Origin of the sequence: Coleofasciculus sp. E1-EBD-02, from assembly GCF_040218245.1 — a bacterium.
Lineage (GTDB): Bacteria > Cyanobacteriota > Cyanobacteriia > Cyanobacteriales > Coleofasciculaceae > Coleofasciculus.
The window spans coordinates 1-25,987 of sequence record NZ_JAVJQN010000106.1; the positions used below are offsets into that span (position 1 = coordinate 1).

At 44.0% G+C, this 25,987-nt stretch carries 29 protein-coding genes, 2 tRNA genes and 2 pseudogenes; 16 read left to right on the forward strand and 17 right to left on the reverse strand.

Annotation, left to right across the window (positions count from 1 at the left end):
- Window positions 1-594: 594 nt before the first annotated feature.
- The 3 genes from RIC07_RS17035 to RIC07_RS17045 form a co-directional block, all read right to left on the reverse strand.
- Window positions 595-666: transfer RNA gene (locus tag RIC07_RS17035), tRNA-Thr, on the reverse strand.
- 54 nt (window positions 667-720) lie between these two features.
- Window positions 721-802, reverse strand: a tRNA-Tyr gene (locus RIC07_RS17040).
- Between the two features lie 34 nt (window positions 803-836).
- On the reverse strand, window positions 837-1,043 hold the full coding sequence (locus RIC07_RS17045; RefSeq protein ID WP_446395572.1) for a hypothetical protein: 207 nt from the start codon (window positions 1,041-1,043) through the stop codon (window positions 837-839).
- Between the two features lie 96 nt (window positions 1,044-1,139).
- On the opposite strand from RIC07_RS17045, the gene urtA reads away from it, so the two are divergent.
- The 8 genes from urtA (at window position 1,140) to RIC07_RS17085 (ending at window position 10,787) form a co-directional block, all read left to right on the forward strand.
- Entirely contained in the window at window positions 1,140-2,462 is a 1,323-nt protein-coding gene (urtA, locus tag RIC07_RS17050) for an urea ABC transporter substrate-binding protein (RefSeq protein ID WP_446381545.1), read from the forward strand.
- A 169-nt stretch (window positions 2,463-2,631) separates the two neighbouring features.
- On the forward strand, window positions 2,632-3,804 hold the full coding sequence (gene urtB / locus RIC07_RS17055; protein WP_446395573.1) for an urea ABC transporter permease subunit UrtB: 1,173 nt from the start codon (window positions 2,632-2,634) through the stop codon (window positions 3,802-3,804).
- Between the two features lie 54 nt (window positions 3,805-3,858).
- On the forward strand, window positions 3,859-5,034 hold the full coding sequence (gene urtC / locus RIC07_RS17060) for an urea ABC transporter permease subunit UrtC (RefSeq protein ID WP_446395574.1): 1,176 nt from the start codon (window positions 3,859-3,861) through the stop codon (window positions 5,032-5,034).
- A gap of 63 nt (window positions 5,035-5,097) precedes the next feature.
- Window positions 5,098-6,237 (forward strand): urea ABC transporter ATP-binding protein UrtD, encoded by a 1,140-nt coding sequence (urtD, locus tag RIC07_RS17065; protein ID WP_446395575.1) that lies wholly within the window; start codon window positions 5,098-5,100, stop codon window positions 6,235-6,237.
- A 548-nt stretch (window positions 6,238-6,785) separates the two neighbouring features.
- Window positions 6,786-7,487 carry an urea ABC transporter ATP-binding subunit UrtE gene (gene urtE, locus RIC07_RS17070; protein ID WP_044210545.1) on the forward strand — a complete coding sequence of 234 codons (702 nt, stop codon included), beginning with the start codon at window positions 6,786-6,788 and terminating at the stop codon, window positions 7,485-7,487.
- Between the two features lie 243 nt (window positions 7,488-7,730).
- Window positions 7,731-9,509 (forward strand): ATP-binding protein, encoded by a 1,779-nt coding sequence (locus RIC07_RS17075; protein ID WP_446395576.1) that lies wholly within the window; start codon window positions 7,731-7,733, stop codon window positions 9,507-9,509.
- Between the two features lie 143 nt (window positions 9,510-9,652).
- Window positions 9,653-9,901, forward strand: coding sequence for a hypothetical protein (locus RIC07_RS17080; protein ID WP_446391411.1), 249 nt, complete (start codon window positions 9,653-9,655; stop codon window positions 9,899-9,901).
- A 391-nt stretch (window positions 9,902-10,292) separates the two neighbouring features.
- Window positions 10,293-10,787: a gluconokinase gene (locus RIC07_RS17085; protein WP_446395577.1), complete on the forward strand. Its 495-nt coding sequence runs from the start codon at window positions 10,293-10,295 to the stop codon at window positions 10,785-10,787.
- A 177-nt stretch (window positions 10,788-10,964) separates the two neighbouring features.
- Here RIC07_RS17085 and RIC07_RS17090 read toward each other — a convergent pair whose 3' ends face one another.
- From RIC07_RS17090 to RIC07_RS17105, 4 genes are all read right to left on the reverse strand, one after another.
- On the reverse strand, window positions 10,965-11,807 hold the full coding sequence (locus tag RIC07_RS17090; protein ID WP_446395578.1) for a hypothetical protein: 843 nt from the start codon (window positions 11,805-11,807) through the stop codon (window positions 10,965-10,967).
- An 89-nt stretch (window positions 11,808-11,896) separates the two neighbouring features.
- Window positions 11,897-12,286 (reverse strand): alr0857 family protein, encoded by a 390-nt coding sequence (locus tag RIC07_RS17095; protein WP_446381577.1) that lies wholly within the window; start codon window positions 12,284-12,286, stop codon window positions 11,897-11,899.
- A gap of 16 nt (window positions 12,287-12,302) precedes the next feature.
- Complete coding sequence (locus RIC07_RS17100; protein WP_446395579.1) at window positions 12,303-12,821, reverse strand: HNH endonuclease; 519 nt, start codon at window positions 12,819-12,821, stop codon at window positions 12,303-12,305.
- Window positions 12,822-12,903: 82 nt separating this feature from the next.
- On the reverse strand, window positions 12,904-13,140 hold the full coding sequence (locus tag RIC07_RS17105) for a hypothetical protein (protein ID WP_446395580.1): 237 nt from the start codon (window positions 13,138-13,140) through the stop codon (window positions 12,904-12,906).
- Between the two features lie 80 nt (window positions 13,141-13,220).
- Between RIC07_RS17105 and RIC07_RS17110 the strand changes: the two genes are divergently transcribed.
- Both RIC07_RS17110 and RIC07_RS17115 read left to right on the forward strand, forming a co-directional pair.
- Window positions 13,221-13,586, forward strand: coding sequence for a hypothetical protein (locus RIC07_RS17110; protein ID WP_446381583.1), 366 nt, complete (start codon window positions 13,221-13,223; stop codon window positions 13,584-13,586).
- A gap of 136 nt (window positions 13,587-13,722) precedes the next feature.
- Window positions 13,723-13,968: pseudogene (locus RIC07_RS17115) on the forward strand (hypothetical protein); the annotation flags it as partial.
- Window positions 13,969-14,175: 207 nt separating this feature from the next.
- Here the strand turns inward: RIC07_RS17115 and RIC07_RS17120 are convergent.
- From RIC07_RS17120 to RIC07_RS17145, 6 genes are all read right to left on the reverse strand, one after another.
- Window positions 14,176-15,300, reverse strand: coding sequence for an Rpn family recombination-promoting nuclease/putative transposase (locus RIC07_RS17120; protein WP_446395581.1), 1,125 nt, complete (start codon window positions 15,298-15,300; stop codon window positions 14,176-14,178).
- 275 nt (window positions 15,301-15,575) lie between these two features.
- Window positions 15,576-17,243 carry an ABC transporter ATP-binding protein gene (locus tag RIC07_RS17125; protein ID WP_446395582.1) on the reverse strand — a complete coding sequence of 556 codons (1,668 nt, stop codon included), beginning with the start codon at window positions 17,241-17,243 and terminating at the stop codon, window positions 15,576-15,578.
- 152 nt (window positions 17,244-17,395) lie between these two features.
- A complete protein-coding gene (locus tag RIC07_RS17130; protein WP_446395583.1) occupies window positions 17,396-17,632 on the reverse strand; it encodes a hypothetical protein in 237 nt (78 codons plus the stop codon).
- Window positions 17,629-18,270 carry a DUF2589 domain-containing protein gene (locus tag RIC07_RS17135; RefSeq protein ID WP_446395584.1) on the reverse strand — a complete coding sequence of 214 codons (642 nt, stop codon included), beginning with the start codon at window positions 18,268-18,270 and terminating at the stop codon, window positions 17,629-17,631. The genes RIC07_RS17130 and RIC07_RS17135 overlap by 4 nt, the downstream gene beginning before the upstream one ends.
- A gap of 34 nt (window positions 18,271-18,304) precedes the next feature.
- On the reverse strand, window positions 18,305-19,171 hold the full coding sequence (locus tag RIC07_RS17140) for a hypothetical protein (protein WP_446395585.1): 867 nt from the start codon (window positions 19,169-19,171) through the stop codon (window positions 18,305-18,307).
- A gap of 128 nt (window positions 19,172-19,299) precedes the next feature.
- Window positions 19,300-20,808, reverse strand: a complete 1,509-nt coding sequence (locus RIC07_RS17145) for a DUF2589 domain-containing protein (protein WP_446395586.1) — start codon at window positions 20,806-20,808, stop codon at window positions 19,300-19,302.
- On the opposite strand from RIC07_RS17145, the gene RIC07_RS17150 reads away from it, so the two are divergent.
- Window positions 20,807-21,034: a hypothetical protein gene (locus tag RIC07_RS17150; RefSeq protein ID WP_446395587.1), complete on the forward strand. Its 228-nt coding sequence runs from the start codon at window positions 20,807-20,809 to the stop codon at window positions 21,032-21,034. The two genes, RIC07_RS17145 and RIC07_RS17150, sit on opposite strands and share 2 nt — an antisense overlap.
- Window positions 21,035-21,096: 62 nt before the next feature.
- Here the strand turns inward: RIC07_RS17150 and RIC07_RS17155 are convergent, their stop codons facing one another.
- A complete protein-coding gene (locus RIC07_RS17155; protein WP_446395588.1) occupies window positions 21,097-21,219 on the reverse strand; it encodes a hypothetical protein in 123 nt (40 codons plus the stop codon).
- 276 nt (window positions 21,220-21,495) lie between these two features.
- Entirely contained in the window at window positions 21,496-21,870 is a 375-nt protein-coding gene (locus RIC07_RS17160) for a hypothetical protein (protein ID WP_446395589.1), read from the reverse strand.
- Window positions 21,871-22,392: 522 nt separating this feature from the next.
- On the opposite strand from RIC07_RS17160, the gene RIC07_RS17165 reads away from it, so the two are divergent.
- The gene (locus tag RIC07_RS17165; protein WP_446395590.1) at window positions 22,393-22,566 is read left to right on the forward strand and encodes a hypothetical protein; all 174 of its coding nucleotides are present in this window, start codon (window positions 22,393-22,395) and stop codon (window positions 22,564-22,566) included.
- 97 nt (window positions 22,567-22,663) lie between these two features.
- Window positions 22,664-23,737, forward strand: coding sequence for a response regulator (locus tag RIC07_RS17170; RefSeq protein WP_446395591.1), 1,074 nt, complete (start codon window positions 22,664-22,666; stop codon window positions 23,735-23,737).
- Between the two features lie 131 nt (window positions 23,738-23,868).
- Here the strand turns inward: RIC07_RS17170 and RIC07_RS17175 are convergent.
- Together RIC07_RS17175 and RIC07_RS17180 are read right to left on the reverse strand one after the other, a co-directional pair.
- Window positions 23,869-23,958, reverse strand: a pseudogene (locus RIC07_RS17175) (HNH endonuclease); the annotation flags it as partial.
- 83 nt (window positions 23,959-24,041) lie between these two features.
- Entirely contained in the window at window positions 24,042-24,278 is a 237-nt protein-coding gene (locus tag RIC07_RS17180; RefSeq protein WP_446395592.1) for a hypothetical protein, read from the reverse strand.
- An 80-nt stretch (window positions 24,279-24,358) separates the two neighbouring features.
- Between RIC07_RS17180 and RIC07_RS17185 the strand changes: the two genes are divergently transcribed.
- From RIC07_RS17185 to RIC07_RS17195, 3 genes are all read left to right on the forward strand, one after another.
- Complete coding sequence (locus RIC07_RS17185) at window positions 24,359-24,562, forward strand: hypothetical protein (RefSeq protein WP_446395594.1); 204 nt, start codon at window positions 24,359-24,361, stop codon at window positions 24,560-24,562.
- Window positions 24,563-24,911: 349 nt separating this feature from the next.
- Entirely contained in the window at window positions 24,912-25,208 is a 297-nt protein-coding gene (locus RIC07_RS17190; RefSeq protein ID WP_446395593.1) for a CPBP family intramembrane glutamic endopeptidase, read from the forward strand.
- A 214-nt stretch (window positions 25,209-25,422) separates the two neighbouring features.
- A complete protein-coding gene (locus RIC07_RS17195) occupies window positions 25,423-25,623 on the forward strand; it encodes a hypothetical protein (protein WP_446345940.1) in 201 nt (66 codons plus the stop codon).
- The last annotated feature ends 364 nt before the right edge of the window (window positions 25,624-25,987 follow it).

Genomic DNA, 25,987 nt, shown 5'->3' on the forward strand with positions numbered 1-25,987 from the left:
TTGACATCCTCCCAGCGCTAAAAGCGCGGGATTCCTAAACCTCACGATTTAGGTTTCTGCTTCATTGCAACCGCCCTTAAACCCGAAGATTCTTAGGTCTTATGTTCGCTCCACAGACTAGCCCCGCAAGCCCTGCGGTTATACATACGTGTCGAAATTCAGCCCAGAATTTCTTTAGCTTTGATTCTAGGGGTGGACTTATTTGTACCATTGCCCTGTCCTCTTTTCCCGGTCTACCGAATTTTCCTCGCCGTTGCTGTAATCAGCAAACTTTGGTGTTAGGCTTTATGTCTCCTTCGTCTCGGGTGGGTCATTGACCACTTTTATCTTCGCTTTTTGGGAGCTACTTGTCAACAAATCGCGACGTTTCCTCCCATCGGTAAAACCGAGGGTCTCCACGCCAAAGATTAGATGAATTTGGTCTAACCACACTGGAACCACAGGCTGACCTGCCTTTAACAATGCGATCGCTTCTTCCCAGTCAAATTCTACTAATACGATGACATTTAATTTGTCAAGACGAGACTAATCTGACAACGATTACAAATAATTAGTCAATCGACAGCCTTGGAGCCTTCTGCTTCTTGAGCAAAAAGCCCGTGACGAGGATTGAACTCGTGACCTCACCCTTACCAAGGGTGTGCTCTACCACTGAGCTACACGGGCTTATGTAATGGACGTTTTTAATACACATACCCTCTAAAAATTAGAGTTATGTGATGGGCCGAGTTGGATTTGAACCAACGTAGGCAAAGCCAGCGGATTTACAGTCCGCCCCCATTAACCACTCGGGCATCGACCCATTTCGTTCACAGTTATTAATACTAGCACAACTTTTAATTTGTGTTCAACTTTATTTTTCCGACTTCCCCATCTCCCCCATCTCCCCCATCTCCCCCATCTTCCCCATCTCCCCCATCTCCCCCATCTTCCCCATCTCCCCCATCTTCCCCATCTCCCTCATCTCCCTCATCTCCCTCATCTCCCTCATCTCCCCCATCTCCCCATCTGCCCATCTGCCCCGTCTCGCTATTTTGTATCAAAAATAACAATTCCTCGGATAAGCTGGCTCTAATATCACAGCTTAACCTTGTTTATCTCTATCGACAAACAGAATTAGCCGAGGAATATTTATACAAATGGTTAGACGATTAGGGCGACGCAAATTTTTGATCTATGGCTCCGCCACATTAGGCACCAGTATTCTCCTCAAAGCCTGTAGTGAGCCGCCAGCACCGGATACCACCGGAGAGGCGACAACCTCTGACTCGGCGGCGGCTGGTGGCAATGGTGACACGATAAAAGTCGGGATTCTCCATTCCCTCAGTGGCACCATGGCAATTAGTGAAAAAAGCGTCGTGGATGCCGAACAACTCGCCATTGAGGAAATTAACGCCGCTGGGGGTGTCCTGGGTAAGCAGATTGAACCGATTGTGGAAGACGGTGCCTCAGATTGGCCCACGTTTGCGGAGAAAGCCAGAAAGCTAATTGACCAAGATAAAGTGGTCAGCATTTTTGGCTGCTGGACATCGGCTAGCCGTAAGGCGGTATTGCCCGTCTTTGAAGAGAAAAAACATATACTCTGGTATCCTGTGCAGTACGAGGGTCAAGAGTGTTCTAACAATATCTTCTATACAGGCGCTGCTCCGAATCAGCAGATTGAACCAGCCGTGGATTGGTTGCTGGAGAATAAGGGCAAACAATTCTTCCTGATTGGTTCGGACTATGTGTTCCCTCGTACCGCTAATACAATTATTAAGGCACAGCTTGCAGAACTGGGTGGCGAAACGGTTGGCGAGGATTACTTGCCTCTGGGAAATACAGAAGTTACCCCAATTATTACTAAAATCCGCGCCGCGTTACCAGACGGGGGCGTTATCTTTAATACTCTCAACGGTGATAGTAATGTGGCTTTCTTCAAACAGCTACAGGGTGCGGGTTTGACCCCGGATAAATATCCGGTTATGTCTGTGAGTATTGCTGAAGAAGAAGTCAAGGCAATTGGTACAGAATACCTGAAAGATCAGTATGCGGCGTGGAACTATTTCCAAACCGTTGATACACCAGAAAACCAGGAATTTGTCAATGCCTTTAAGGCAAAATATGGTGAAGACCGAGTGACTAATGACCCCATGGAAGCGGCTTATATTGGCGTTTACTTGTGGAAGCAAGCGGTTGAACAAGCAGGAACGGCTGATGACTTAGAAGCTGTCCGCAAAGCAGCTTATGGTCAGAAATTTGAAGCCCCTGAAGGGATGGTTACGATGAATCCTAACCATCATCTCTCGAAGGTGGTACGGATTGGAAAAGTGGGAGAGGATGGTTTGTTTGAAATTGTTAATGAGACGGAAGCGGCGGTTGAACCTATTCCCTGGAATCAATTTGTTGCCGATACTAAGGGATTAGGCTGTGATTGGTCTGATCCGAGTAAGGGTGGTAAATACAACTTAAAAGACGTATAGCCCATGAAAGAGGGTGTGGGGTGTGGGGTGTAGGGGAGGGTTTTACAGATAACTTATGGCTACAAACTGATAACTTGACTAAACCCGCCCTTGGGGGAAATAGGAGAGAGAGAATAATTTTCCCAATTACCAATCCCTAATCAACCATCAACCATTAACGTAGAAAATTGTGTTAGCAGGACTTTTAGATAGTCTCTATGGCGGTATCAGTATTGGCGCTGTTTTATTAATAGCAGCGCTGGGATTAGCCATTGTGTTCGGACTCATGGGTGTGATCAACTTGGCACACGGGGAGTTGATGATGCTGGGTGCTTATACGACCTTTGTTGTCCAAAATGGGTTCAAGTCTCTGGGAGAACCTTGGTTTGAAACCTATATCTTATTTGCCATACCGATCGCGTTTCTGGTAACCGCCCTGGTGGGATTGGTTCTGGAACGGGGGGTTATCCGCTTTCTGTACGGGCGTCCCCTGGAAACCTTGCTGGCAACCTGGGGCGTTAGTCTAATTTTGCAGCAGTTTGTCCGCAGCGTAAATTGGGTGATGGTGATTGGCATTGCCCTATTTTGCCTGCTGTTTTTTGGGGCGCTGTGGGTAATATCTCGTCGGGCAGATTTTCAGAGGATTCGCTCTTGGGCAATCCCGATCATGGTAATACTATCCCTGGGAATTGCCTTTACGATTGGCAAGGTTTTGAGTGAAACTTCTGCCCTCACCTTAACTAAGCCTTGGTTTGGTACTCAAGGTGTTGATGTCACCGCGCCAACTTGGATGCGGGGAGGGTGGATGGTGGAGTTGTCAGAAGGCAGCTTTCAGTTATCGTATGTCCGATTATTTATTATTGGGCTAACGATTCTTTGCATCACGGGAATTTACCTATTTTTACAGCGTTCAGCTTGGGGATTGCGGATTCGCGCTGTGACTCAAAATCGGAGTATGAGTGCTTGTTTGGGAATTCCTACGGGTAAGGTTGATGCGTTAACCTTTGCTATTGGTTCGGGGTTAGCGGGGGTTGCAGGTTGTGCGATTAGTTTGCTGGGTTCAGTTAGTCCGAATACAGGTCAGAACTATGTAGTCGATACGTTCATGGTGGTGGTGGTTGGCGGCGTTGGTAAATTGGTGGGTTCGATTGTGGCGGCGTTAGCGATTGGGACAATTAATTACCTGATTGGTTCGGGAATACTGGCTTTGCTCTTTCAGCCCATTGAGCCGTTATTTGAGTTCTTTACCTTCTTTGCCACCACCAGTATGGCAAAGGTGATGGTGTTTGCCCTAATTATTATCTTCCTGCAAATTCGACCGGGCGGGATTTTCCCACAGAAAGGACGATCTTATGAATTGTGAGGGAAGTGTTCCCTATTCCCTGTTCCCTGTTCCCTGTTCCCTGTTCCCTAACCAATGACATCTGACTCTGTACTTGAAATTCCCGGAATAGACCAACGGCGAAAGCGTCGTCAATCCCTACTGATTGAAGTGGGTGTGGTGACGGTCATCGCCCTGCTACTGATTATTGTGTTTCCGTTGGCGCTGTCTGACTTTCGCCTGAGCTTGTTGGGGCGATTTTTGGCATTGGCGATCGCGGCTTTGGCAATTGACTTGATTTGGGGCTATACCGGACTTTTAAGTCTGGGTCATGGCATCTTTTTCGCCTTGGGCGGTTATGCGTTGGCAATGCACTTGAAATTAGCCCCCTTGGAAGGCGATGGTTTACCAGAATTTATGAGTCTCTATGGGGTGGAGAAATTACCCTGGTTTTGGCAACCCTTTGATTCCTTTGGGTTTGCTGTCTTTGCTGTTATTATTGTTCCGGCTGTCGTCGGCGGCTTGTTTGGTTATCTGGTCTTTCGCAATCGGATTCGGGGCGTTTATTTCTCTATCCTCACCCAAGCCGCGACAATTGTCTTTTTCAATTTCTTCAATGGTCAACAGAAACTATTCAACGGCACGAATGGTTTGACCAATTACCAAACCTTGCTGGGGGCTGATGTGAATGCCAGCCGCACCCAGTTTATCTTTTATACCATTACAATTCTGTTGCTGATTATCTCTTATGCCTTATGTCGCTGGCTGACTCAGGGGCGTTTTGGACGCTTGCTGGTGGCAATTCGCGATGATGAAAATCGGGTGCGGTTTTCGGGATACAATCCCACCGGATTTAAGGTGTTAGTCTTTGGTATTTCTGCGGCATTGGCGGGAATAGCGGGTGCAATGTTCACGCTGCAAACGGGTATTGTTTCACCGAAGGCGATGGATATTGCCTTTTCCATTGAAATGGTGATTTGGGTGGCGGTTGGTGGGCGTGCCACACTGGTGGGCGCAATTCTAGGGGCGCTGGTGGTTAATTTTGCCAAAAGTATTTTAAGTGAAAACTTTGCCGAAAGTTGGTTATTTTTCCAAGGGGGATTATTTTTGCTGGTGGTGACGGTGTTGCCGAGTGGAATTGTCGGGTGGTGGCGGTATTCTGGGTATCAGGCGTTGCTGAGTTTATTTGGAAAGCGCAAAGAGGTTATTACATATCCCAGTTTAGAAGAAGATCCAGAGGTGCAACGTGAACGAGAGGAAATTAGTCATTAGTCGTTCGTCATTTGTCCTTCGTCATTTGTCCTTCGTCCTGGGTTAGCTAAACGTTTGCCAACTATGAATCAACCGATATTATCAATTGAAGATTTAACCGTTAGTTTTGATGGCTTTAAGGCACTGAATAACCTCAACTTCAGTATGGATACTGGAGAGTTACGGGTGATTATTGGACCCAATGGTGCGGGAAAAACCACGTTCCTTGATGTGATCACCGGAAAAGTCCAGCCAACTAGAGGACGAGTTCTGTTTAAGGGACGCAATCTGCGGCGCAAATCTGAAGATATTATTGTGCGGATGGGGATTGGTCGTAAATTTCAAACCCCGCGAGTTTACCTCAATCTAACGGTTCGAGAAAATTTAGATTTAGCCTGTAATCGCAGTAAAAATGTTTTTTCAACGCTGTTTGGGCGTCCTGCTGCATCGGAACGACGCACGGTGTTAGGGTTATTAGAAACAATTGGTTTAGTTCCCAAAGCCGATTTACAAGCCGATTTACTCTCCCATGGGGAAAAGCAACGGTTAGAGATTGGCATGTTGGTGGCGCAATCCCCGGATTTATTGCTGGTTGATGAACCTGTGGCTGGGTTGACCGATGAAGAGACGGAAAATATCGCTGACTTACTGATCAACTTAGCCGAGAGTCATTCAATTATTGTCATTGAACATGATATGGAATTTGTGCGGCTGATTGCCCGTAAGGTTACGGTGTTGCATGAGGGTTCGGTGTTATGTGAAGGGAGTATTGATGAGGTGCATAATGACCCCCGTGTGGTGGAAGTGTATTTGGGACGAGAGTCCTCGATTAGCGCCCATCAAATGAAACTGCTGCGAATTGTCACTGCTATGGCTTGGTCAGATGGGGATTTAGCGCCTGAAGAAGCGGAGTTAATTATTGCTCGCTTGAGTCAATTGTTTTCAACGGATAGTGAAGAACAGAAGAAGTTACAAACCGAACTCCGGGATTATTTAGCCGCTAATGTTGATATTGATGAGTTGGTGGCTCAAATTGAAAATCCTGAAGAACGGGAGTTAATTCTGAAGTTGGGATATGAGGTGATTAATGTTAGCGCTCGCACGCCTAATGAACCGACGATTAATCAACAAGAAGCAGCCGCTTACAAAGAACTGGTGAAGCTTTTGGATTTACCGGAAGTCGTGGTGAATCGCTTAGAAGCAGATTCCCCCAAGTCGTTGTGATTGATGGATATAAATCATAAAATATGTTTTTTGTCAAATCTATTTCTGAATAAGCTCAAAAAATTTTGTCATTGGGGTATGCTTGTATTTTGGGAGTTTTGCCGACGCTAGCAAATAAAATGACGCCAGACTAAGGGTTTTAAGCCTACGTCTTTGCAAATTAACTATAATTAGCCTATGTTACCATGCTATACATAATTTAATATATCATACTACAGCCAAACAACAACGTCAAATTGGGCTTTTCCAGGGACTGCTGCTGCCCAGTCAAAATTACATAACATTTATAAAATCAAATCTTAAACTTTAAAGTTAAAAGTTTTCTTTATAATAGATTCAACCTATAATACCCGTTCAGTTATCGGTGGGGAGGGCGGGTTTTGTTGAAATGTTATCGGTGAATAGCGGAATTTAGTCCCTAAACCCGCCCCTACACTAATTCTTGAGCAATGCTGCACTACACTAAGAATACCAATTAATCGCTTCTAGCTATGAGTTCAACTGAGCAAGTTATATCTAAAATCGATCATCAATCCTCAACTCAGCTAATGCTGCAAATTAGGGATGTGAATGTTTACTATGGTGAAAGTCACATCCTGCGGGATGTAGATTTAAGTGTACCCGTCGGACAAATGGTTTGCCTGATTGGACGTAATGGCGTGGGAAAAACAACATTATTGAAAACGATTATGGGGTTGCTCAAACCTCGAACAGGTACAATTACCTTAGCCGAGCAACTGATTACCCATAAATCCCCCGATCAACGGGCAAAATTAGGCATTGGTTATGTTCCCCAAGGGCGGGAGATTATTCCGCGCTTAACGGTAAAAGAAAATCTGTTGCTGGGGTTAGAAGCCTGTCGTCGGGGTAGAGGGAACAAAGCCGAGATTCCTGAAGAAATTTTCAGCTTATTCCCCGTGTTAGAATCTATGCTATCTCGCATGGGCGGAGATTTAAGCGGAGGACAACAGCAACAACTTGCGATCGCGCGGGCGTTAATGGGGAAACCTCGATTACTGGTGTTGGATGAACCCACCGAAGGAATTCAACCTTCGATTATCCTAGAAATTGAAGCCGCTATCCGCCAGATTGTCAAGTCTACAGGCATTTCTGTGCTGCTGGTGGAACAGCATCTGCATTTTGTGCGACAAGCGGATTGGTACTACGCGATGCAGAAGGGAGGTATTGTCGCATCAGGTTCAACCAGCGAATTGAGTCAGCAGGTGATTCAGCGCTTTTTGGCGGTTTAGTTTTAGGGAACAGGGAACAGGGGGAGATGGGGGAGATGGGGGAGATGGGGGAGATGAGGGAGATGGGGAAGCAAATGACGAATGACAAATGACAAATGACAAATGACAAATGACGAATGACAAATGACAAATGACGAATGACTGAAACACCAGATTCACAGGATTGACATCTAAAAATTTTACCTTGGAGAGGCAAAGGGTGCTTTGTCTATAGTAAAACCATGACAGTATCGCATTTGCCTTATGCATCACTCAGAATCGGGTATTCTTTCTAACCATCCAAATGTCGCGACTCCTTCCCCGCCATCGCGTCGCTTTCGTCTATTTGTTAATCCTGGACTCTGGATCAATCATATCAGCCGTCGTTGGAGTATTCATCAAAAAATTGGTTCTGGCTATTTTTTAGCGGTGAGTATTGCTGTCTTTGGAACAGCGACAGGATTAATCGTGGGAGAACATTATGATGATCGCGCCAGAGAGTCATTAGAAATTACCCAGGAACGCCTGGATCTTATGGAGGATTTAGAAAAATCATTTTTTGGTATTAAATTATACCAAGAACGGTTAAGATATTTGTCCTTAAATCAAACTATCAAAGTTGAAAATGTTATTGAATTAAATGAAAATCTAATCAAAGCTAATAGTCAATTATCAAAATTACAATCCCATTTAAATAATAATCGCAAATTACCCATCGGTTATTCCAGTTCCACTGTCCAGTCTCAAGCCCTGTTGAATGATTGCGATCGGGATTTAAATATATATCATCAAACTGTCCGCTCTCTTTTAGAAAAAATCAATTCGGAAACGATTACGATTACTCAGGCTCAAAGCATTAAGTCCTTTTTGCTGACAAACTTGAAGGAGGAATTAATTCCCCAATTTGAAACAATTTCCGCCAATTTAGACGAAGTTGTTCGCTTAACAGAAATTCAACAACAGCAGGCAAAGGCGAAATTCAAAGAAGCCAAGATATTACGGGCGAGCATCATTGCGGGGAGTATGATGCTATCGATCGGAATTGCCGCTGTTTTAGCCATCTATACCAGTCGCGCGATCGCACGTCCAATTCAAGCCGTAACCCGTGTCGCCGAACAAGCCACTCAGGACGGTAATTTTGACCTACAAGCCCCCGTGATGACTGAGGATGAAATTGGAGTTTTAGCCACGTCTCTGAATCATCTTATTCAACGAGTCGCTACGCAAATTCGCGACTTACAGCAAGCCCAAGTGCAACTGATTCAAAGTGAAAAAATGTCCAGTTTGGGACGGATGGTGGCTGGACTTGCTCATGAGATTAATAATCCGGTTAATTTTATTTATGGCAATCTGACGTATGTCCAAGATTATACCCATGATCTTCTCGAACTCTTACATCTCTATCAGCAGCAGTATCCCCATCCTCCAGCGAAGATTCAAACTAAACTTCACGACATAGATTGGCAGTTTATCTGTGAAGATTTACCCAAAATTATGAACTCCATGCAAGTGGGAAGCGAACGCATTCGCCAAATCATCCTATCCTTGCGAAACTTCTCTCGCCTCGATGAGGCAGAAATGAAACGAGTTGATCTTCACGAAGGAATTGATAATACACTTTTAATTTTAAATTCTCGTCTGACTCAGAATATTAAAGTGATCAAGCAGTATGGACAAATTCCTTTAATTGAGTGCTATCCAGCCCAACTTAATCAAGTGTTCATGAATATTATCAACAATGCCATCGATGAACTGAATGTTGAATCAGGTTTGGCGAAACGACAGATTTTAATTCAAACCCAGCAGGTTAATTCTGATCACGTCGAAATCACAATTCAGGATACAGGTTCGGGGATTCCTCCAAACATAAAACCTAAAATATTCGACCCCTTTTTCACCACCAAGCCCGTTGGACAAGGAACAGGGATGGGTTTGGCTATATCCTATCAGATTATTGAGAAACATCAGGGGAAAATAAAGGTAATTTCAGAATTGGGTCAAGGTTCAGAGTTTATCGTCAGTTTACCGATTAAGTCGGGGTAATTCCGTAGATTATACAGTATGCTCTCCCCGATAACTTTCATTTTTACGTAGATTCACGGTTTCACCAGAACTGGTATGATTCCTATAATCTTCCTAGTTGTATGAGGAACAGCAAAACGATGTATGAACGCGACATAATACCAATGAACAATCAATCTAGTCCTGTAGATACCGTTTGGCAAGCAGCGAATACCCTATCAACAGAGGAAAAAGCGGAACTGGTAGAACGGTTACTGGGTCAAGAATCGGGATTAATTGTCATATCCGCCACCAGTCATCTGGCTGACTATATCATCGCTCAGACTAACCTATTATCCCGAACAGGTTTGGCGTATGTATGGAGAGCGATCGCGAATCGGATGATTGGCGAAGAACATGATCCTTGGGGTTAACTATGCGACTCCAGCACGTTAGGAAAATCACCACGATTCAGGGTGCTATTCTGGTGATTGAAATCAGGGAATGGGAAAGACTGGATATCCAACCCAGTAGGGGCGCATAGCGATGCGCCCATTCCCCATAACAATAAGTGGGTGGACACAATTAAAGTTAACGGTTGAGATTAGGGAACAGGGAACACCTCGACTTACCTCGGCTTCGCTCGGTAACACGCTCGGTGTGTCACAGGGAACAGGGAACAGTAAGGGTTTGAGGCTTGTTTACATGACTTAATCTAGTTCAGTTTATTTCCACCAACCTACTTAAACCCTTTCCAAAGATGACCATAATCACCTAATTTGTAGGATAAAAATATAGTTACCCTCAATCATTATAAATTGAGAAATGATTATAGTTGTAATGGGAGTTTCTGGCTCTGGCAAATCTAGGGTAGGTCAAGCCTTAGCTCAACGCTTAGAATGGCAATTTCGGGATGCTGATGACTTTCATACTCAAGCCGCAAAAGAGAAAATGAAACAGGCAATACCCCTCAACGATCAAGACAGACAACCTTGGTTAGAGGCGATGCGCTCAGCAATGGATCAGTGGATAATGGCAGGTAAAAATACAGTATTAGCCTGTTCAGCGCTTAAGTCAAGTTATCGTCAAGTTTTACATCTTCAAGATTCACAAGCCCAGTTTATTTACCTAAAAGGTAGCTTTGAACTCATTTATGAACGGCTTAAACATCGCCAGCACCACTTTATGAAGGAAAGCCTGCTACGCAGTCAGTTTGAAACCTTAGAAGAACCGACTCCCTCTGAAGCTATCCACATTGACGCTTCCCAATCTCCAGAGGTAATTGTTCAGAGCGTGATCAATCAGTTGAACCTGGAGTAAATTTTGTTGATCGTTGCTTGTTCATTCTGTTCTCTGCTCCCAGACGTGCCATGGCACGTCTCTACATTGCTCCCTCTGCTCCCCCTGCTTCCCCAGCTCCCTCTGCTTCCCCAGCTCCCTCTGCTCCCCCTGCTCCCCCTGCTCTATAACCCCACCACAAAACTTATTCAGCAACCCCTAATTACCCCCATTTCCCGGCGAACAATCGGGTAACTCACTAGCGGGAACCACTGAATCGGAACTGGCAAATCCTTGCAATTTTTGTTTATAATCAACTAACTGTTGGCGAACCTCTTGGGAGTCAATCTGACCGATCATCCGATTAATCACATTAATTGCTTGTGACCAGCTTTGAGTACAGACAGCTTGTCGCAATTGGGCATTGAGGTCAGCTGAAGGGGGACTAACTGTTCCGGTAGCACCTTCCGGAGTAACTGTTCCGGTGGCTCCTCCCGCGAGTCGGAAGGAATTAAAAAAGCCCTGAATACTCTTTTGCAAGTATTTTTCTTTGGACGTACCGACTCCTAATAAATAGACCCGTTGATTGACTAAATAAAGCCGATATCTACCAACAACACCTTCAGAGTGCTGCATTCTAAATGCTTTGCCAGAATAATTATTTAAATTAATCGTTTGCTGATTTAATAGTTGACCCGCCATACTTTCGGATAATCCCAGCACTACTCCGGTTAAAAACTCATTGATTTGACCCGAAGTTTGGATCATAGTGCTAAAATCTCCCGGTAAATCAAAGTAAGCCACCAAATAGTTCGCTTCGTTGGGACGTTCAACAGTAAATGCCTTCAAGTCCAGTGGAGCTAATTCAGTGTTGATTGTGTCCTGTTCTTGGCGAGGTGTACCGGGCATTAAGACAGTGAAATTGCCTTCGGCTGAGGAGAAGGGTTTCCAGATGGATTGGGCTACTTGAATCGGGGGTTCAGCCCGCCCGATTCCCGGTGTTGCCGATCCACTCACCAGCAAGGTGGTGATTAAGAATGGGAGTAGTACCTTGGTATTCATGACTCTATTTATTTGGCAAGGTTATCAGCCTCACTTTAGCCGAAAAAGACGTATACAGAAAAGGCGCACTGTCAGTAGTGCGCCCTCGCTTATTCATTGGTAACAGAGGCATAAGTTTGAGACTCCTGCCACAGTTTGCAGAGAAAGAACTCGGTGCGATCGCTCAGCTTGACCACAAATACACCCTCTTCACCCTGGGGATTAGATGTCATCCAAGTGCCTTTCAGGGTGACTTCGATATAATCAGCATCGCAAATCGACAGAGAAATCTCATCGATTATTTGTTGCCGAACCGCCTTTTCTAAGTCAGCCAAGTGAGGCATATCCACAGGCAGTAAAAACGAGGCGGTGCTAGATTCGACCCAGAGGCTGGACGCGGCTCGTAGAGCCAACATGACTCGTGCCGTCACCCATTCCTCTAGAGACCCCGCTAGACGCTCTAGGTAAAAGCTATTTTCGGTGTAGGTAAGTTTCAGCATGACCTGATATCTCCTATTATTCCAGGTGGACGTGCTGTTGGCGCCAGAACTGTTCGGCAAATGCCACAGTGGGATGCATAGGCGCTTTGGGCTGGGTGAGTAGCGTCATTCCCGCTTGCTCAGGCGTGCGATCGCCTTTTTGACTATTGCACCGTTCGCAGGCAGTAACTACATTGTCCCAACGATGGTTTCCGCCCTTAGAGCGGGGGATAACATGGTCGAGGGTGAGCCGTTTTGGGCTACCACAGTATTGGCAACGATGCTTGTCTCGACGCAAGACTTCCCGGCGATTCACGGGCGGGACTTTCCAAACGCGATCGCTATTGGCTTTGGTCAAGCGAATCTGTTCGGGAACCAGTAAGACTAAGCTGGGTGAATGCACCGGATATCCTTGATCACTCAACCAATCTAACGGTTCAGCTTTTCCTGTAACCAAAAGCGTCACCGCCCGCTTCATGTTGACTCGACTGAGGGGTAGGTAGTTCTTGGAGAACACCACCACTGAACGCCTTAATCCGTCAGTTACACTCGTCACGCTTTTTACTCCTTGGTATAAGAAACCCCGCTGCTGTTTGAGTCAGAGCGGGGGATTTGAAAAACGGTATGGTTTTCTTGTCCTATATCGGTACGGCTTGGATGCGCCTGTACCTCCCGCTGTTGTAATCCGGTTTTGGATTGATGGTTGTTAAATGCTCGGCGTCAGAATTAAAGAGGGTTTCAATTTGGACTGTACCCTGTTCTATCCGGCGATATCCATCCCCAATAAAAAACTCCACCGACAAACCTGCTGACTGCCAATCGCCGAGGCGACTGGTATCAGAGCAAGGGGTGGAGAGGGATAAATGAAGGCTCACAGGAGGTAATTTGTTTCAATACTGCTTTTTAAATACTACACTTGTATTACGAACCTGTCCACATTGTTGAGGAAAAAAACATGATACGTGCCATTCCTAAGACTTCAACCACTGACATGGAAGTCACCAGCATCCGCTTGGAGAGGGAGTTAAAGGAGAAGCTCAAGGATCTGTCAGGCAACCAAGGCTATCAAGCTCTGATTCGAGATATCCTCTGGAACTATGTCCAGCATAAGTCGGGGGATTATCGACCCAACTTTTCCGTCTACGATATCAGAGCCAGCATTCGAGCTACCGCCCAGCAAGAAGAGCGGTGTGTACTCACGGGCAAGTTTATTCAACCCCAGGAACCCATGTTATTAGGACTAACGTTTAACGGCGATATGGTGCCCCTCAGTCTGGAGAGTATGCCGCAGGAGACATCTAGAGCTAAAGCAGCGCGTTAGGTATCCCCCTATTCAAAATTCGTTATCTGTAGGGACACGACATGTCGTATCCCTACTATAAGTCCCGTTAAGAGTCATGATGGGAATTTTGGAGAAGGCGAACGCGCTATGGCGAAAATCAAAATCCTGCAAGACGGTCAGTCTGAGTAATGAAAAAGCTAGAAGAGAAACACTCGTCTCTCCAATTCTGTTGGAGGTGATTTGTTATTGCCAATGCCAAATGCGAATTGAATATCCTTTAACCATCAACAACTGGCTCAAGGGCAATCTGGATTATCTGTTGCTTTCAAGGAATAACTTGGTCGTTATTGAAGCCAAAAATGATGACCTGACGAGAGGATTTACTCAGTTAGCCGTTGAGTTAATTGCTCTCTCCCATATTTAGGAACAAAATGTGTTTTATGGGGCGGTGACAATGGGCGCACGCCATGCGCCCCTACAATTCTAATCCACCATTTTAGCTGTGCCACGCCACTACATATAGAGCCGTTGCGTAAGTCCTAAAGCTGTTCGGCATTTAAATGGGGATACCTCAATCCCTCAAAAGCAACGCCTGAATACACGATTTAAATGCGTTTTAGCTTAACGTTCATGAACCCGAGTTAAATGATTGAGAATCCTCTGAGGAAGCACTTTGCTGAATGGCATTGAGGAGAGCTTGTTTGTTCAGTTCATAGTTGGAAATTTTGACGTTATTTTCTTTGCTACCCGGTGCTTTTTTCTCTGAATGATCGGGCAGAAGTTTCAAGTGCGCCTCTTCAAGTTCAGGGTGTTGTTCGCACCATTCTGAAATCGCGGCTGATAGCTCTTCAATATCATCGGGTACAGGAGCTAATAACTGCTCTAAATTAGCTAAGTCGTCTTGGGTAAATAGAGAAGGGTGTTCGGTTAATAATTCGATAAAAGCATCGACCTTTTGCTCAGGAAACGACAACTGTTCTCGCCGAACTTGATTGGCTGTTTTTTTGACGGTTTCTAGAGGTAAATCTAGCGCGTAAGCAATTTGCTCTAAACCCAAGCCCATTGACATCATTCTGGGAATGGTGTCTAACTTCACTTCTAGTTGAGTCTCCTGATAAAATCGGGTTTGTTTAATTTCGCTTAATCCCAACATAGCGGCTATCTCCTCGCGGCTTTTTTTCGGTAGTTTGTAGACAATAATGGTTTCAATCAGATTGATGAGTTCACGTTGAAGCGTTTCATCGGTTAGCTGTTGCTGTGCTTGTTCGATTAACTGTCTTGCCAGTTGTCCGGCGGTCTCTTCCGGCTCAATTACAAGCTTAACAATTTCTACCCCTAATGAACGTTCTGTAGCTTCCTCTAACTCATCCAGGTAAATCCGTCTTACCCAGTTCAGGGCTAAGAGTTCGCCAAACTGTGAAGTTGACTCTCGTTCAATGCTGCGGTTGGGATAGATGACGACAACTTGCCAAGGATGGGGAGGCTGGTATTGCCTTAAAAAGATGAAGAGTTCGGCAAATATGCGGTAGTATAAGGAATTATCTGGCTGAAACTGAACTTCAACGAGGTAGAAAGGTTTGTCAGGTTCGCTGGTTTTGGGTAAGAATAAACCGTCTAGGCGAAAGGCTAATTGTTTGACTTCGCGGGAGGTAAATTCATAGCTAGCGGCTTCTTCTGGAGGACGGTTAATAAGCTCAAATAATATACTGGGAAATGTCCGAAATAGGTTATAAAATATACTATCAGTTTTCACTAACTCTTGAATGAAATAATTTTTGCTTATTTATTATACCAAACAGTGCTTTAAGGTTTTACCGTACCTGATAAGTAGTCGGACTTTCATGAAAGTTAACGGTTGAGATTAGGCAACAGGCAACGCTTGCGCTTTGTCAATATTTTAAAGCGGCGCGTTAGGCATCCACCTATTCAAAATGCGCTATCGGTAGGGACACGACATGTCGTGTCCCTACAATGGTGCGGATAGTCTTAATCGATGTGTCTACTGCTATACCCTGAAAAATCTGTGTGTCACCCACTTACCACCAAGCTGCCGTTTTCCAGCACGTACATGACATCCGCACGCATCGCATGAGCCATGCGGTGGGTGATGAAAATTACGGTGCGGTCTTGGGTGATACGCTCAATGGTGGCGAGAATTTCGGCTTCTGTGGCAGGATCGAGGGCGGATGTGGCTTCATCGAGAATTAAAATCGCGGGATCTCTCACCAGCGCCCTGGCTAAGGCGATTCGTTGCCGTTGTCCCCCGGATAACTGTCCACCTCTGTCTCCTACTGGAGTGTCGTAGCCTTGGGGTAAGGATAAAATAAACTTGTGAATTTCGGCGGCTTTGGCGGCGGCTTTGACTTGTTCATCGGTGGCGTCTAAATAGCCCATGCGGATATTTTCTCCCACGGAACAGTTAAACAGAATCACATCCTGAGAAACCAGTCCAATTTGAGAACGGAGGGAGCGTACTGTGACATGACGTAAATCAACGCCATCAAACAGAATGCGTCCTTTATCCGGGTCATAAAATCGCATTAGTAAGTTGATAATTGTACTTTTTCCCGCGCCAGAAGCACCGACAAATACGGCGAAGTCTCCTTGGCGAATCTTTAGGGATAGATTTTTGACTCCACTTCTTTCAGAAGAGTAATTAAAGGTAACATTGTCAAAGTAAAGTTCACTGTGAAAATGGGGCAAGTCAATGGCATCTGGGGCATCCTGAATGGTAGGTTTTTCAGATAAGATATCGTTGATGCGTCGCAGGGCGGATACGCCATCGATAAACATAGGGATTGATGAAGATAAGCCGAGGATGTTGAGATTCAATCCGAGTAAGAAGACTTGAAAGGAGGCAAGAGTCCCTACGGAAATGATACTCTGGTAGGTCATGACAGCTCCGATACTTAAAACCACAATCTGCGTCAGGACAAAACCCACCATAGGGATTTTATGGGTTAAGTAGGAGAGAAAGGTTGCCCGGATATAGATTTGTTTTAAGGCGTTTAGATGGACAGAAAACTCCTGGGACATTCTGCTTTCTAGTCCGAATATCTTAACAACGGCTTGGGAGAGGATATTCTCTTCGACAACGTTGGCAATTTGTCCTTCTTTTTGTAATAACTGATAACCGGCGTTGGTGGCGAGGCTGGCAATTTTGGCTGGGGCAATGGCGCACAGAGTTAACCCAATTAAACTGAGTAGGGCTAATTGCCAATTGAGTAAGAAGAGGAAAATTATGGAAAACAGCAGGTTACACAGTTCTAGAATAACCACGGTTAGTCCCATTGTAATGACACCGTTTTCCACCTTCTGGACATCGGACATGAGGCATTTGACAATATCCCCAGCGGAACGCCGTCCGAAAAATTCCATGGAAAGGTTTTGCAGATGCTCGAATAGAGAGTATCGGATATTGTTGGTGATGGCAATGCCTAAACGTGCGCCGAGGGAAAGTCCGAGTACGCCGATGCAGATATATAAAAAGGCTCCGACGGCTAGCAAGGATAGGATGAGAACGAGAAGTCTGTAGTTTTGGGGAACGATGGCGGCGTCGATGATAAATTTTAAGCTGGCTCGGAAGATTGAGTCAAAGGCGGCGTCGAATATTAGGCAGATAAAGAGTAAAATGAATTGCCATTTGTAGTCGGCAATGTATTTTTTTAGGGTTTTGAAGAACCAAATCAGTTCCATAAGTTAGGGGGGATACAGGCAAAATTTATACTTTAAATTGGGCTGTTATTATCTTTATATTTATTTACTAAGTAGTTGAATGACACAGCTAAAATTGCGGAATAGATTTGACGTTTAAACCGGGCGCAAGCCTTGCGCCCCTACAATGAATTTTATAATGACTGTTTTTTTAGCCTTTCCACATTTTTATTTGCAATATGCAGATCCTGAAGCTTTTCGACTACGGTAGTACATCGAGATTTATCCATTTGAAATTGTGTACCGCAGTTTCCACAAGTTAGTTCTCTTTTTGTCAAAAAATCTTCGAGCGACAGCTTAATTCGGAATTTCTGACATGCAGGACAAAGAAATCCTGGAGCATCGTTCATATATTTTGTTGGTTCACTCATACCGTTTCTTCTTCCTTAGCCTTCTTTTTTTCCTCTATTTGTATATTTTCTCCCATTACAGCAAGTAAGGTTTGAATGCCTGCTGGGATATCAGAACGTCGAATGCGGACTTTAGCCTCTATATTGGCTTGTAGATGTCGAGCAACATTCTCTTGTTTTTTCGCTGATGATTCTTGAGTAGCGATCGAAGCTCGCCAGCTTATCAGTCTAGGATCTTCCAGACTTTCGTTTGTATTCTCATCTCCGCCGCTGAGCAAATTTAGTTTTTTACTTTCCTTTTTCTCATAGCCCTCTAGCAGTCTAATACCAAACTTAAATTCTGCATCATGAACCTGAAGTAAAGGAAGTGGAATCAGCGATAGAGCTGGAATCTTCACCTCCTTTTCTTCCCCAGCTTTGTTAAGGCTGAAAGAAATCATTCGGAGTTCTCCAAGTTCCTCATGCTTTCCAATGATTTGATTATTCTCTTCTTCTGTTCCATCCAATATGGGATTGACACTATTCTGTTTTGTAAAACCATACTCTTCTACAAACGCAGCAAATTGACGAGCTGCCATGAAATCAGCATCAATAATTGCTTTTAATGGAGCTAGAAAAAGATATTCAAGAGATACAATGTTAGTCGGAATGGATGTCATATATTTTGTTAAGATAAAAACTCAAGGTTTACAGTTAATCTTCAGGCACAAGTTCTTCTTCATCACCCGGTTCTATGACGACACATTTATAGTTTTGTAATTCTATTTTAATATTCATTAATTGTAGACTATGTTCTGGTAGCTTTTTTAGTTGATTAGTCTCTGCAAACACATTCAGTGCTTTGTTGTTAAGTGCTTCTCTTATCAGTGAGTTAATTATTCGTATTTCTGTGAATAATTGGGCAATTAATTGTCTCCAAAAAGCATCAACTTGCCGCCAAAAATTGCTCTGGTAATCTTCAAAAACCCCTGTAAAATTTTCTGGCGATAATTGCTGTTTTAAGTTGATATTAGATAGAAGGATTGCTGAAACAGTTTGCTTAACTTCGGCGATAGCTCTATTGATTTCTTCTTCGCTATCTAGTTCTTCTTCATTAGCTGACCGCAAGAATCTATACCACTGATTAAGAGACTCTCCAATTTCATTCCCTAACTCACCCCGTATCTTTTCTGACCGCAATGCTTCCAGGATTTTTAGGCGATTCTCTGGCTCGGATAGCTCCTCTGGAAAATCTTTGTCTTTAAGCTCTTCTGTAACCTTATTGAGAACAACAGCCGCTGATAAATGCCCTACCTTAAAAAACAGATTTCTAGAAGGGTAAAACTCATCCAGCATTGTATCTGATACTGATGAATTAGGAGGCGGCACTAAATCTTCAGAAACGCCGTATCTTAAAGTGAGGTCAATGGTACTAATTAAGGCGTTTGGTATGGGAAAGCTTCTTAGTAGCTTGTCGTCCTTATACTGCTTACTCAATTGGCGCGAAAAAACATTAGCTGCATGCTGTGCTTTTGTAATGTCAATTAGAATTGAAGACAGAATTTCGTGTAGGTGCGCCATTAGCAAGAATACTAAATCAAGTTCTAAAACAAAAAATGATATCAGAGCAACTGGGAAGGGACTGAAGTGGTTATGAAACTGCTTACAGTCCCCTTTCAATGCCTAGTTAACGTCTTCGATATTCTGGTTTATTGATTTGTGTCCTCTACCGTTTGGCTTGGTGGTGTTACTGGTACTATCTCTCCAGAGGTTGTATCTACCAAAGATAGCGTATAACCTTGTGTTTGTGGTAATGCTGCATTCGGTGATTGTACCTGTCCATCCGCTTCTACTTTTATGCTCACTGGTTTGGGCTCTGTTCTTCCATCACTAGGAGCCTTAAAGGTTACTGTTTCCGAATCGGGTGTCTCTCCTGTGCTTAACTTGTTTTTATCCCATTCTATAGTAAATGAAGCTTGACCATTTGCTTGTGTTTTCTGGTTTGGTGGCGTTATTTTCAATTTTGAATGGTCTGGCAGAATTCCTTCTATTTCTCTCCTCTCCACTGGATTGCTTTCGGAATCCGTGAGAGTCAATATTATTTCTTTTTTATCTTGACCATCTGGTTTAATTTTGATAGTACCATTAACATCTGATTTCAACAGCTCCACCAACTTCTGAGGTTCCGGGATATTAACCTTAAATGGCAGCGTACTTTCCTGCATTTTTTTGCCAATACTTGCCAAAATGATTAATTCAAATACACCGCTGGGGGGTAATTTTTTTGAAGAATTTGCTGTCAGGCTGACTATTAAGTTAACTTTCCCATCATTTCCTGATTTAGTGTGTATCTCGCCTTTCTCCCAATTGAGAATTGTTCCTAAAGGCGCTAAGCCAATCTGTATAGCCTCTGTGATTGAATATTCCTCGTTCAATGAGTACAAATGATGTTCCTGAACCCCCATATTTCTAAGAGCTAACGTTGGTTTAATTTCACCAGCCTTTATTGTGACATCAGCTCCCTTAATATTTAAGCCGTTTGAATCTACTAACTTAATACTGAATAAGCTTGTATCCTGTGGATTATCAAGATCTAGGTTAACCAAAGGAGGACTTACCATCAAATCACCATCCAAAGAAGCACCAGTAGCAGCATTAGAGAGAATATTGAGAACCGTAGCCAACCCAGCAGGTACACCAGCTTGAGCTGCTTTAACCCTAACATCTTGAGTGTACTCGACAGAGTATTGAGAATCTTGGGTGGCTTTAGAGTCTTTTTTGCTTGAATAATTTGCTTTAAAATTAGCGTTAATACTAAATGGACCCCAACCCGCTTTGGCACCTCCACTCAACTCTCCACCTACATCAGTTGTCTCAGAAGTTTGTGAGCTTTGTGACGCCGAAGCATTAATGTTGGCTTTGAATGCGATTTCGATATCTGTAACTACAATCGCCGGAATTGGAACAATTGTTAGAATCGGAACAATGAGTTTAACAATTTCTCCATCTTTCTGATATGAAAATGTCACATTTACTGCGGACTTATTACCGTTTTCATCCGTCTGGAGTCCCACTTCCTGAATGAACTCCCATGTAGATTTCGCTGCCATAGCTTGCGCCGTAATAGCTGCTTGAAGAGGAGCACCTATGACAGCACCATAATCAATTCCATTGAGTAAGTTAAGCGCGTTTGTTGCTGGAGCATTATCAACTGGCATGAAGTTACCCTCGAATTATAACTATGTGGTTCAATCAAACTTAAAACGATTTCAGTCATTAATTTCTGAATTTTTCGAGTTAGAGGCTTTTTTCCTCGGTAGATGTACTGAAGGAGACGATCGCTATACAGGGAAAAGGGGCGATCGCCCTCCTTGCCGTCTAAAAACTATTTTGGAAATGGAAATTTTCTTGAGAAAATGCCCACACAACTCATTGCTGTTTTAACCACCTACAGATAGCTTTATGTAACGGTTGCCTTTGTAGACGTATATGGTGATTCCCTTCCGCTAGTCCTCAATGGGGTCGATATAGTAGTAGTTGACTACGCCTTGTGTTGGCACTACGCTATAAGTCCGGTCATTTGGTACGTTGAGTTGTTGGGTGGCACTGGGTGCAAGATTGTATGACATTGGGTGTGGGTCATTCTCCTTGTCTGCTATCGGCGTATGATATACAGTAACGATGCAGTTAACTTGGTTAGTATTGTTACATTCAAATTGGATTTGAGTTGGACCGACAAAGTCTTGGCCAGCATTTGGGATGACGGGCATCTCTTTTTTCCTATAGTGGTGATTAGTCGATACAATATGGGATGCATTGGCTATATGAGATCTATATCCTTGTTGGTAAAGAGAGCCTATTTTACATCGGTTTCCTTTTAGGTCAAGTCATAGATTGGGCATCGCCTAGGATGCTGGTAAGCATGTGCATTGACACTCAGGGGCAGAACCAAGTGTTGGGATATAACCCGGATTACATTGTCCTCCTGCGAATGTACACTGTTTTCTTCTTGGGTCGTAAGCACCGATACAAGTACCAGGATCATTTTTTGATGATTGGTTTTGTGCAAGTTGAATTGCTGATTCAAATTTAGAAAGGTTACTGCATTCAATTCGAGCGGCATTGCTCATTTCTTGACTGGCAAATTCCTCTCGTTCAAAATGCAATTCAGGAATCTGATCGGCAGACGCAGCAGAAATAGGCAAAATAAGTGTCCCCACTATCATGGCAATTCCAATGATGGCGTAAAGTGCCGTCATGATTAATGATTTGTATTTCATTTTCACTTGGCTCCTATCTTTTTGTTATCTTCAGGAAGATTGATTTTTACTAAGCCGAGTGATAAATTTTAACTCGGCTTAGATTTATAGTATTAAACAATTAAGAGTCAACTCTTAATTGTTTAATTACCACCGCAACCATCGACGCAAAGGTCTAAACATAATTCCTCCTTTTTGATTGAATTTACTTGTTGTTTATTCACCAAACATCTACTACCTTTGATGCAGTATTTATCCGGCTAAGGATTGGATTCAGTGGCTCTTTGGCAAGAGGCTGCATCCTTTCCATGTCTCTATCATGGCTCCCCTCCCCCACCCCTGTCAGTCGGGAAAGTCGGATCATAAAGTCGGAAAAGTCGGCTCGTTGCCACTGAATGCCATATCACGCACTAAAACACATCCGTATGTAATACGAAAAACCTATCCGTAATACATACAGTTTCAACCCAATCAGGTAGCAGCCATGCAATTATAATAGTAGACACATCGATTAGGATAAACAAACTGTTGTAGAGACGTTGCATGCAACGTCTCTACAAAATGATGCGTCCTAACCGCTATGGTGGTTACTATATCCTATTAGACACGTCCTGGAATGTATTTCATTCAATCGCCAACTCTGTAATACGTTTATCTACGTCAACGGCGTATTTCCTCTCCGTATTTTCCCCCAAAAGCTTAAAAAAGAAGGGTTGACCTTCATTAAGGGTTGGAACTTCTAGAAATGAGCAGCTAAAATAAAAACCGGGGTGCAAGCATCAAAAACATTGATAAGATGATATCGTAACTGCCCATGACTCTTGAAGAAGCCCTAGAGTTTGTCGAATCTATCCTTCAAGCTAAAACAGGTAAACAACTCACCGCACCAGAAAAAGAAATCCTCAAAGCCGCTTGGGACAACGAAACCTACAGCACCGTCGCCGATCGCTTATACATGAGCGTGGGGCATATTAAAGATTTAGCCTCTCGATTATGGAAACGTCTTTCCGACTTACTCGACGAAAAAGTCACCAAAAATAACTTCCGCCGTTTACTCTTAGAACAAAGCAATAATTACCACATTGAAGACCCCAAAGGCAATATCTTAATTGTTGACGCTCTCGTCGAAAACCTGCATTTTTTAAACGACATCTTAACCAAACAGGGGTACAAAGTCCGCCGCGTAACCAACGGCACAATGGCATTAAAAACCGTCCGCAATTTACCCCCCCCCGATGTCATTTTACTCGATATTAAAATGCCTGATATCGATGGCTACCAAGTCTGCTCAACCCTGAAAGCCGACGCAGAAACTTCGGACATTCCCATTATTTTTATCAGTGCATTAAACGAAGTATTTGATAAAGTCAAAGCCTTTCAAGTTGGGGGAGTGGATTACATCACCAAACCCTTCCAACCCGAAGAAGTCATCGCCCGCATCGAAACTCACCTCACGCTGCAACAAAAAAAACACAAACTCCGACAACAAATCGAGCAACATCAAAAAACGACGGAAATTCTCTACCAATCTCACGCCCTCCTCACCAGTTTGTTGAACAGTTCTAGAGATGGAATTGCCGCCATGCAAGCGGTAAGGGATTTAGTCACTGGAGAAATCGAGGATTTTCGCTATCTGTTAGTTAATCCCGTCTTTGCCAAACTCTTGGGAAAACAACGAGAAAAACTTACGAGTAAGGCAGGGCAAAAGAAACTGCTGAATCGACTCGCCCCAGGATTGCTTGAAAAGTTCGTGCAGGTGGTGGAAACCGGAGAACCACTCGAACAAGAATTGGGTTGGGAAACGGATACGGGAAAGAAATGCTATGACTTGATTGCCGTTAAGTTGGGAGATGGCTTTTCAATAACCGTGCGCGAGGTGAGAGATTAGGGAGGATGGGGGAGGTGGGGAGGATGAGGGAGATGGGGGAGTTAGATTGATTTACTTCGGGTCTGCTGAATAAGTCTTGTGGGGGGGTAGAGAGCTGGGGAAGCTGGGGAAGCTGGGGGAGCAAAGATACCCGCCCGCTTCATATTGACTCGACTGATGGGTAGGTAGTTCTTGGAGAACACCACCACGGAGCGCCTTAATCCTTCAGTTACATTCGTCACGCTTTTTACTCCTTGGTATAAGAAACCCCGCTTCTGGTTGTAGTCAGAGCGGGGGAGTTGAAAAACGGTATGGTTTTCTTGTCCTATATCGGTACGGCTTGGATGCGCCTGTACCTCCCGCTGTTGTGATCAGGTTTTGGATTGATGGTTGTTAAATGCTCGGCGTCAGAATTAAATAGGGTTCTAGTTTGGGCTGTACCCTGTTCTATCCAGCGATATCCATCCCCAATAAAAAACTCCACCGACAAACCCGTTGAGCGCCAATCGCCGAAGCGACTGGTATCAGAGCAAGTGGTGGAGATGGATAGAGGAAGGCTCACAGGAGGTAATTTGTTTCAATACTGCTTTTTAAATACTACACTTGTATTACAAACCTGTCCACATCGTTGAGGAAAAAAACATGATACGTGCCATTCCTAAGACTTCAACCACTGAAATGAAAGTGACCAGTATCCGCTTAGAGAGAGAGTTAAAGGAGAAGCTCAAAGATCTGTCAGGCAACCAAGGCTACCAAGCCCTGATTCGAGATGTCCTGTGGAATTATGTCCAGCATAAATCTGGCGATTATCGACGATCGCTTGCTGGAGGGATTACTTGTGTTTAAACTCAGATGGCTACAACAAATAAAAGTATTGAAACCAGAAATATGGCTATTATTCATTGCTTTTGTCATGCCCTCTCTGCTGCTCTATTCAGATTTTTTGACCAGACAGTTTTTCTTTCTCACTCTAGGCGGCTTTCCAACAGTCGTCATGATGATCTATGTGTCTATCAACAGAGTTGCTCCACATAAACTAGGGCTTTCGCTAGAGCTTTCATCAGTACGTGAGATACTGCCCTCTACTTTGTCCCTACTTCTGTTAGGTTGGATATTTTTGGCTTTGCTCCCTTGGTTTTTAGGTGACCCTCGTTCTCTGTATCTAGAGTTGGGTTACTATGGCTGGTATTTTGGCATGTCGGTATTTCAAGAGCTGGTATGGAGAGGATTCGCTTTCCTGATGTTAGAAAAAATAATTGGCTGTCGTGAGAGAGCTGTGATACTTTGCTCTGCCAGTCTTTTTGCGTTCTCTCACATTTACTTTCGTAGTGTTTTAATCGTTGCTGGAACCTGGCTGTTGGGCTGGCTATGGGGGAAAAATTACTGGAAGTTCAGAAGTATTTCTGGTCCTGTAGTTGCCCACTATCTTGTGGGGTTTCCTTTTATTCTCTTCAACTACATGGGGGGTAATCAGAGTTGGAGTCTATTCTGACATCTGTGGTATGCTCTTTGCACTTTGGCGTGACTTTGGCGTGTAGGACATCGGTCAAGAAACCGGGTTTCTGGGGGTGAAAGGTTAATATGGAGTTGTTATCTTCACGAGAAACCCGGTTTCTAGTGCAAAAAGGTAGAATTTCTGCCTTGCGATAGTACAGTTTTGCCGATGAAAGGGGTTAAGGTAAAGCTGTTGAAACGATTAGGCTGTAATGAGTTCAGACCCAAATAACACATCACCGGAACAGGAAAAGGCTCCAGAGCAAACTCCAACCGTTGACCCAAAGGATTTAGCCATGAAACCCGGTTATATTGCCGATCGCGATGCTGAGGAAACCGTAGACAATCCAGCCGTAACACCGCAAATGCCCAATGATCCCAGTGATGACCGAGGAGATTTAAGGCGGGATTGACACGAGAGAAAAAAAATTCAGCCGTTCATAATCTGGGCTGAGGCGATCGCAAAAGTTGGGCAAGGGGAATCCGCGATCGCATCTTTGCAACTCTGTCCTAAATATGATCGCACTTTCAATACAACCATATTGGGGAAATAGTGGGTTGAGATCCCCCTAAATCTCCCTTAAAAAGGGGGCTGGAGGGGATCTGCCGCTATTAGCTGGGAAGTTCGATCTCCTGACCGCTTCTAAAAACCTAGACAAACCTACCCATAAGTAATTCTGCCTTGGTATAAGTCCACGGTGTAACTTTTGGTCGATAACCGTTAACGCTGACGCTTGGCTGATACCCGGCATTGTTGCTCGACATCAGCCTTAACCA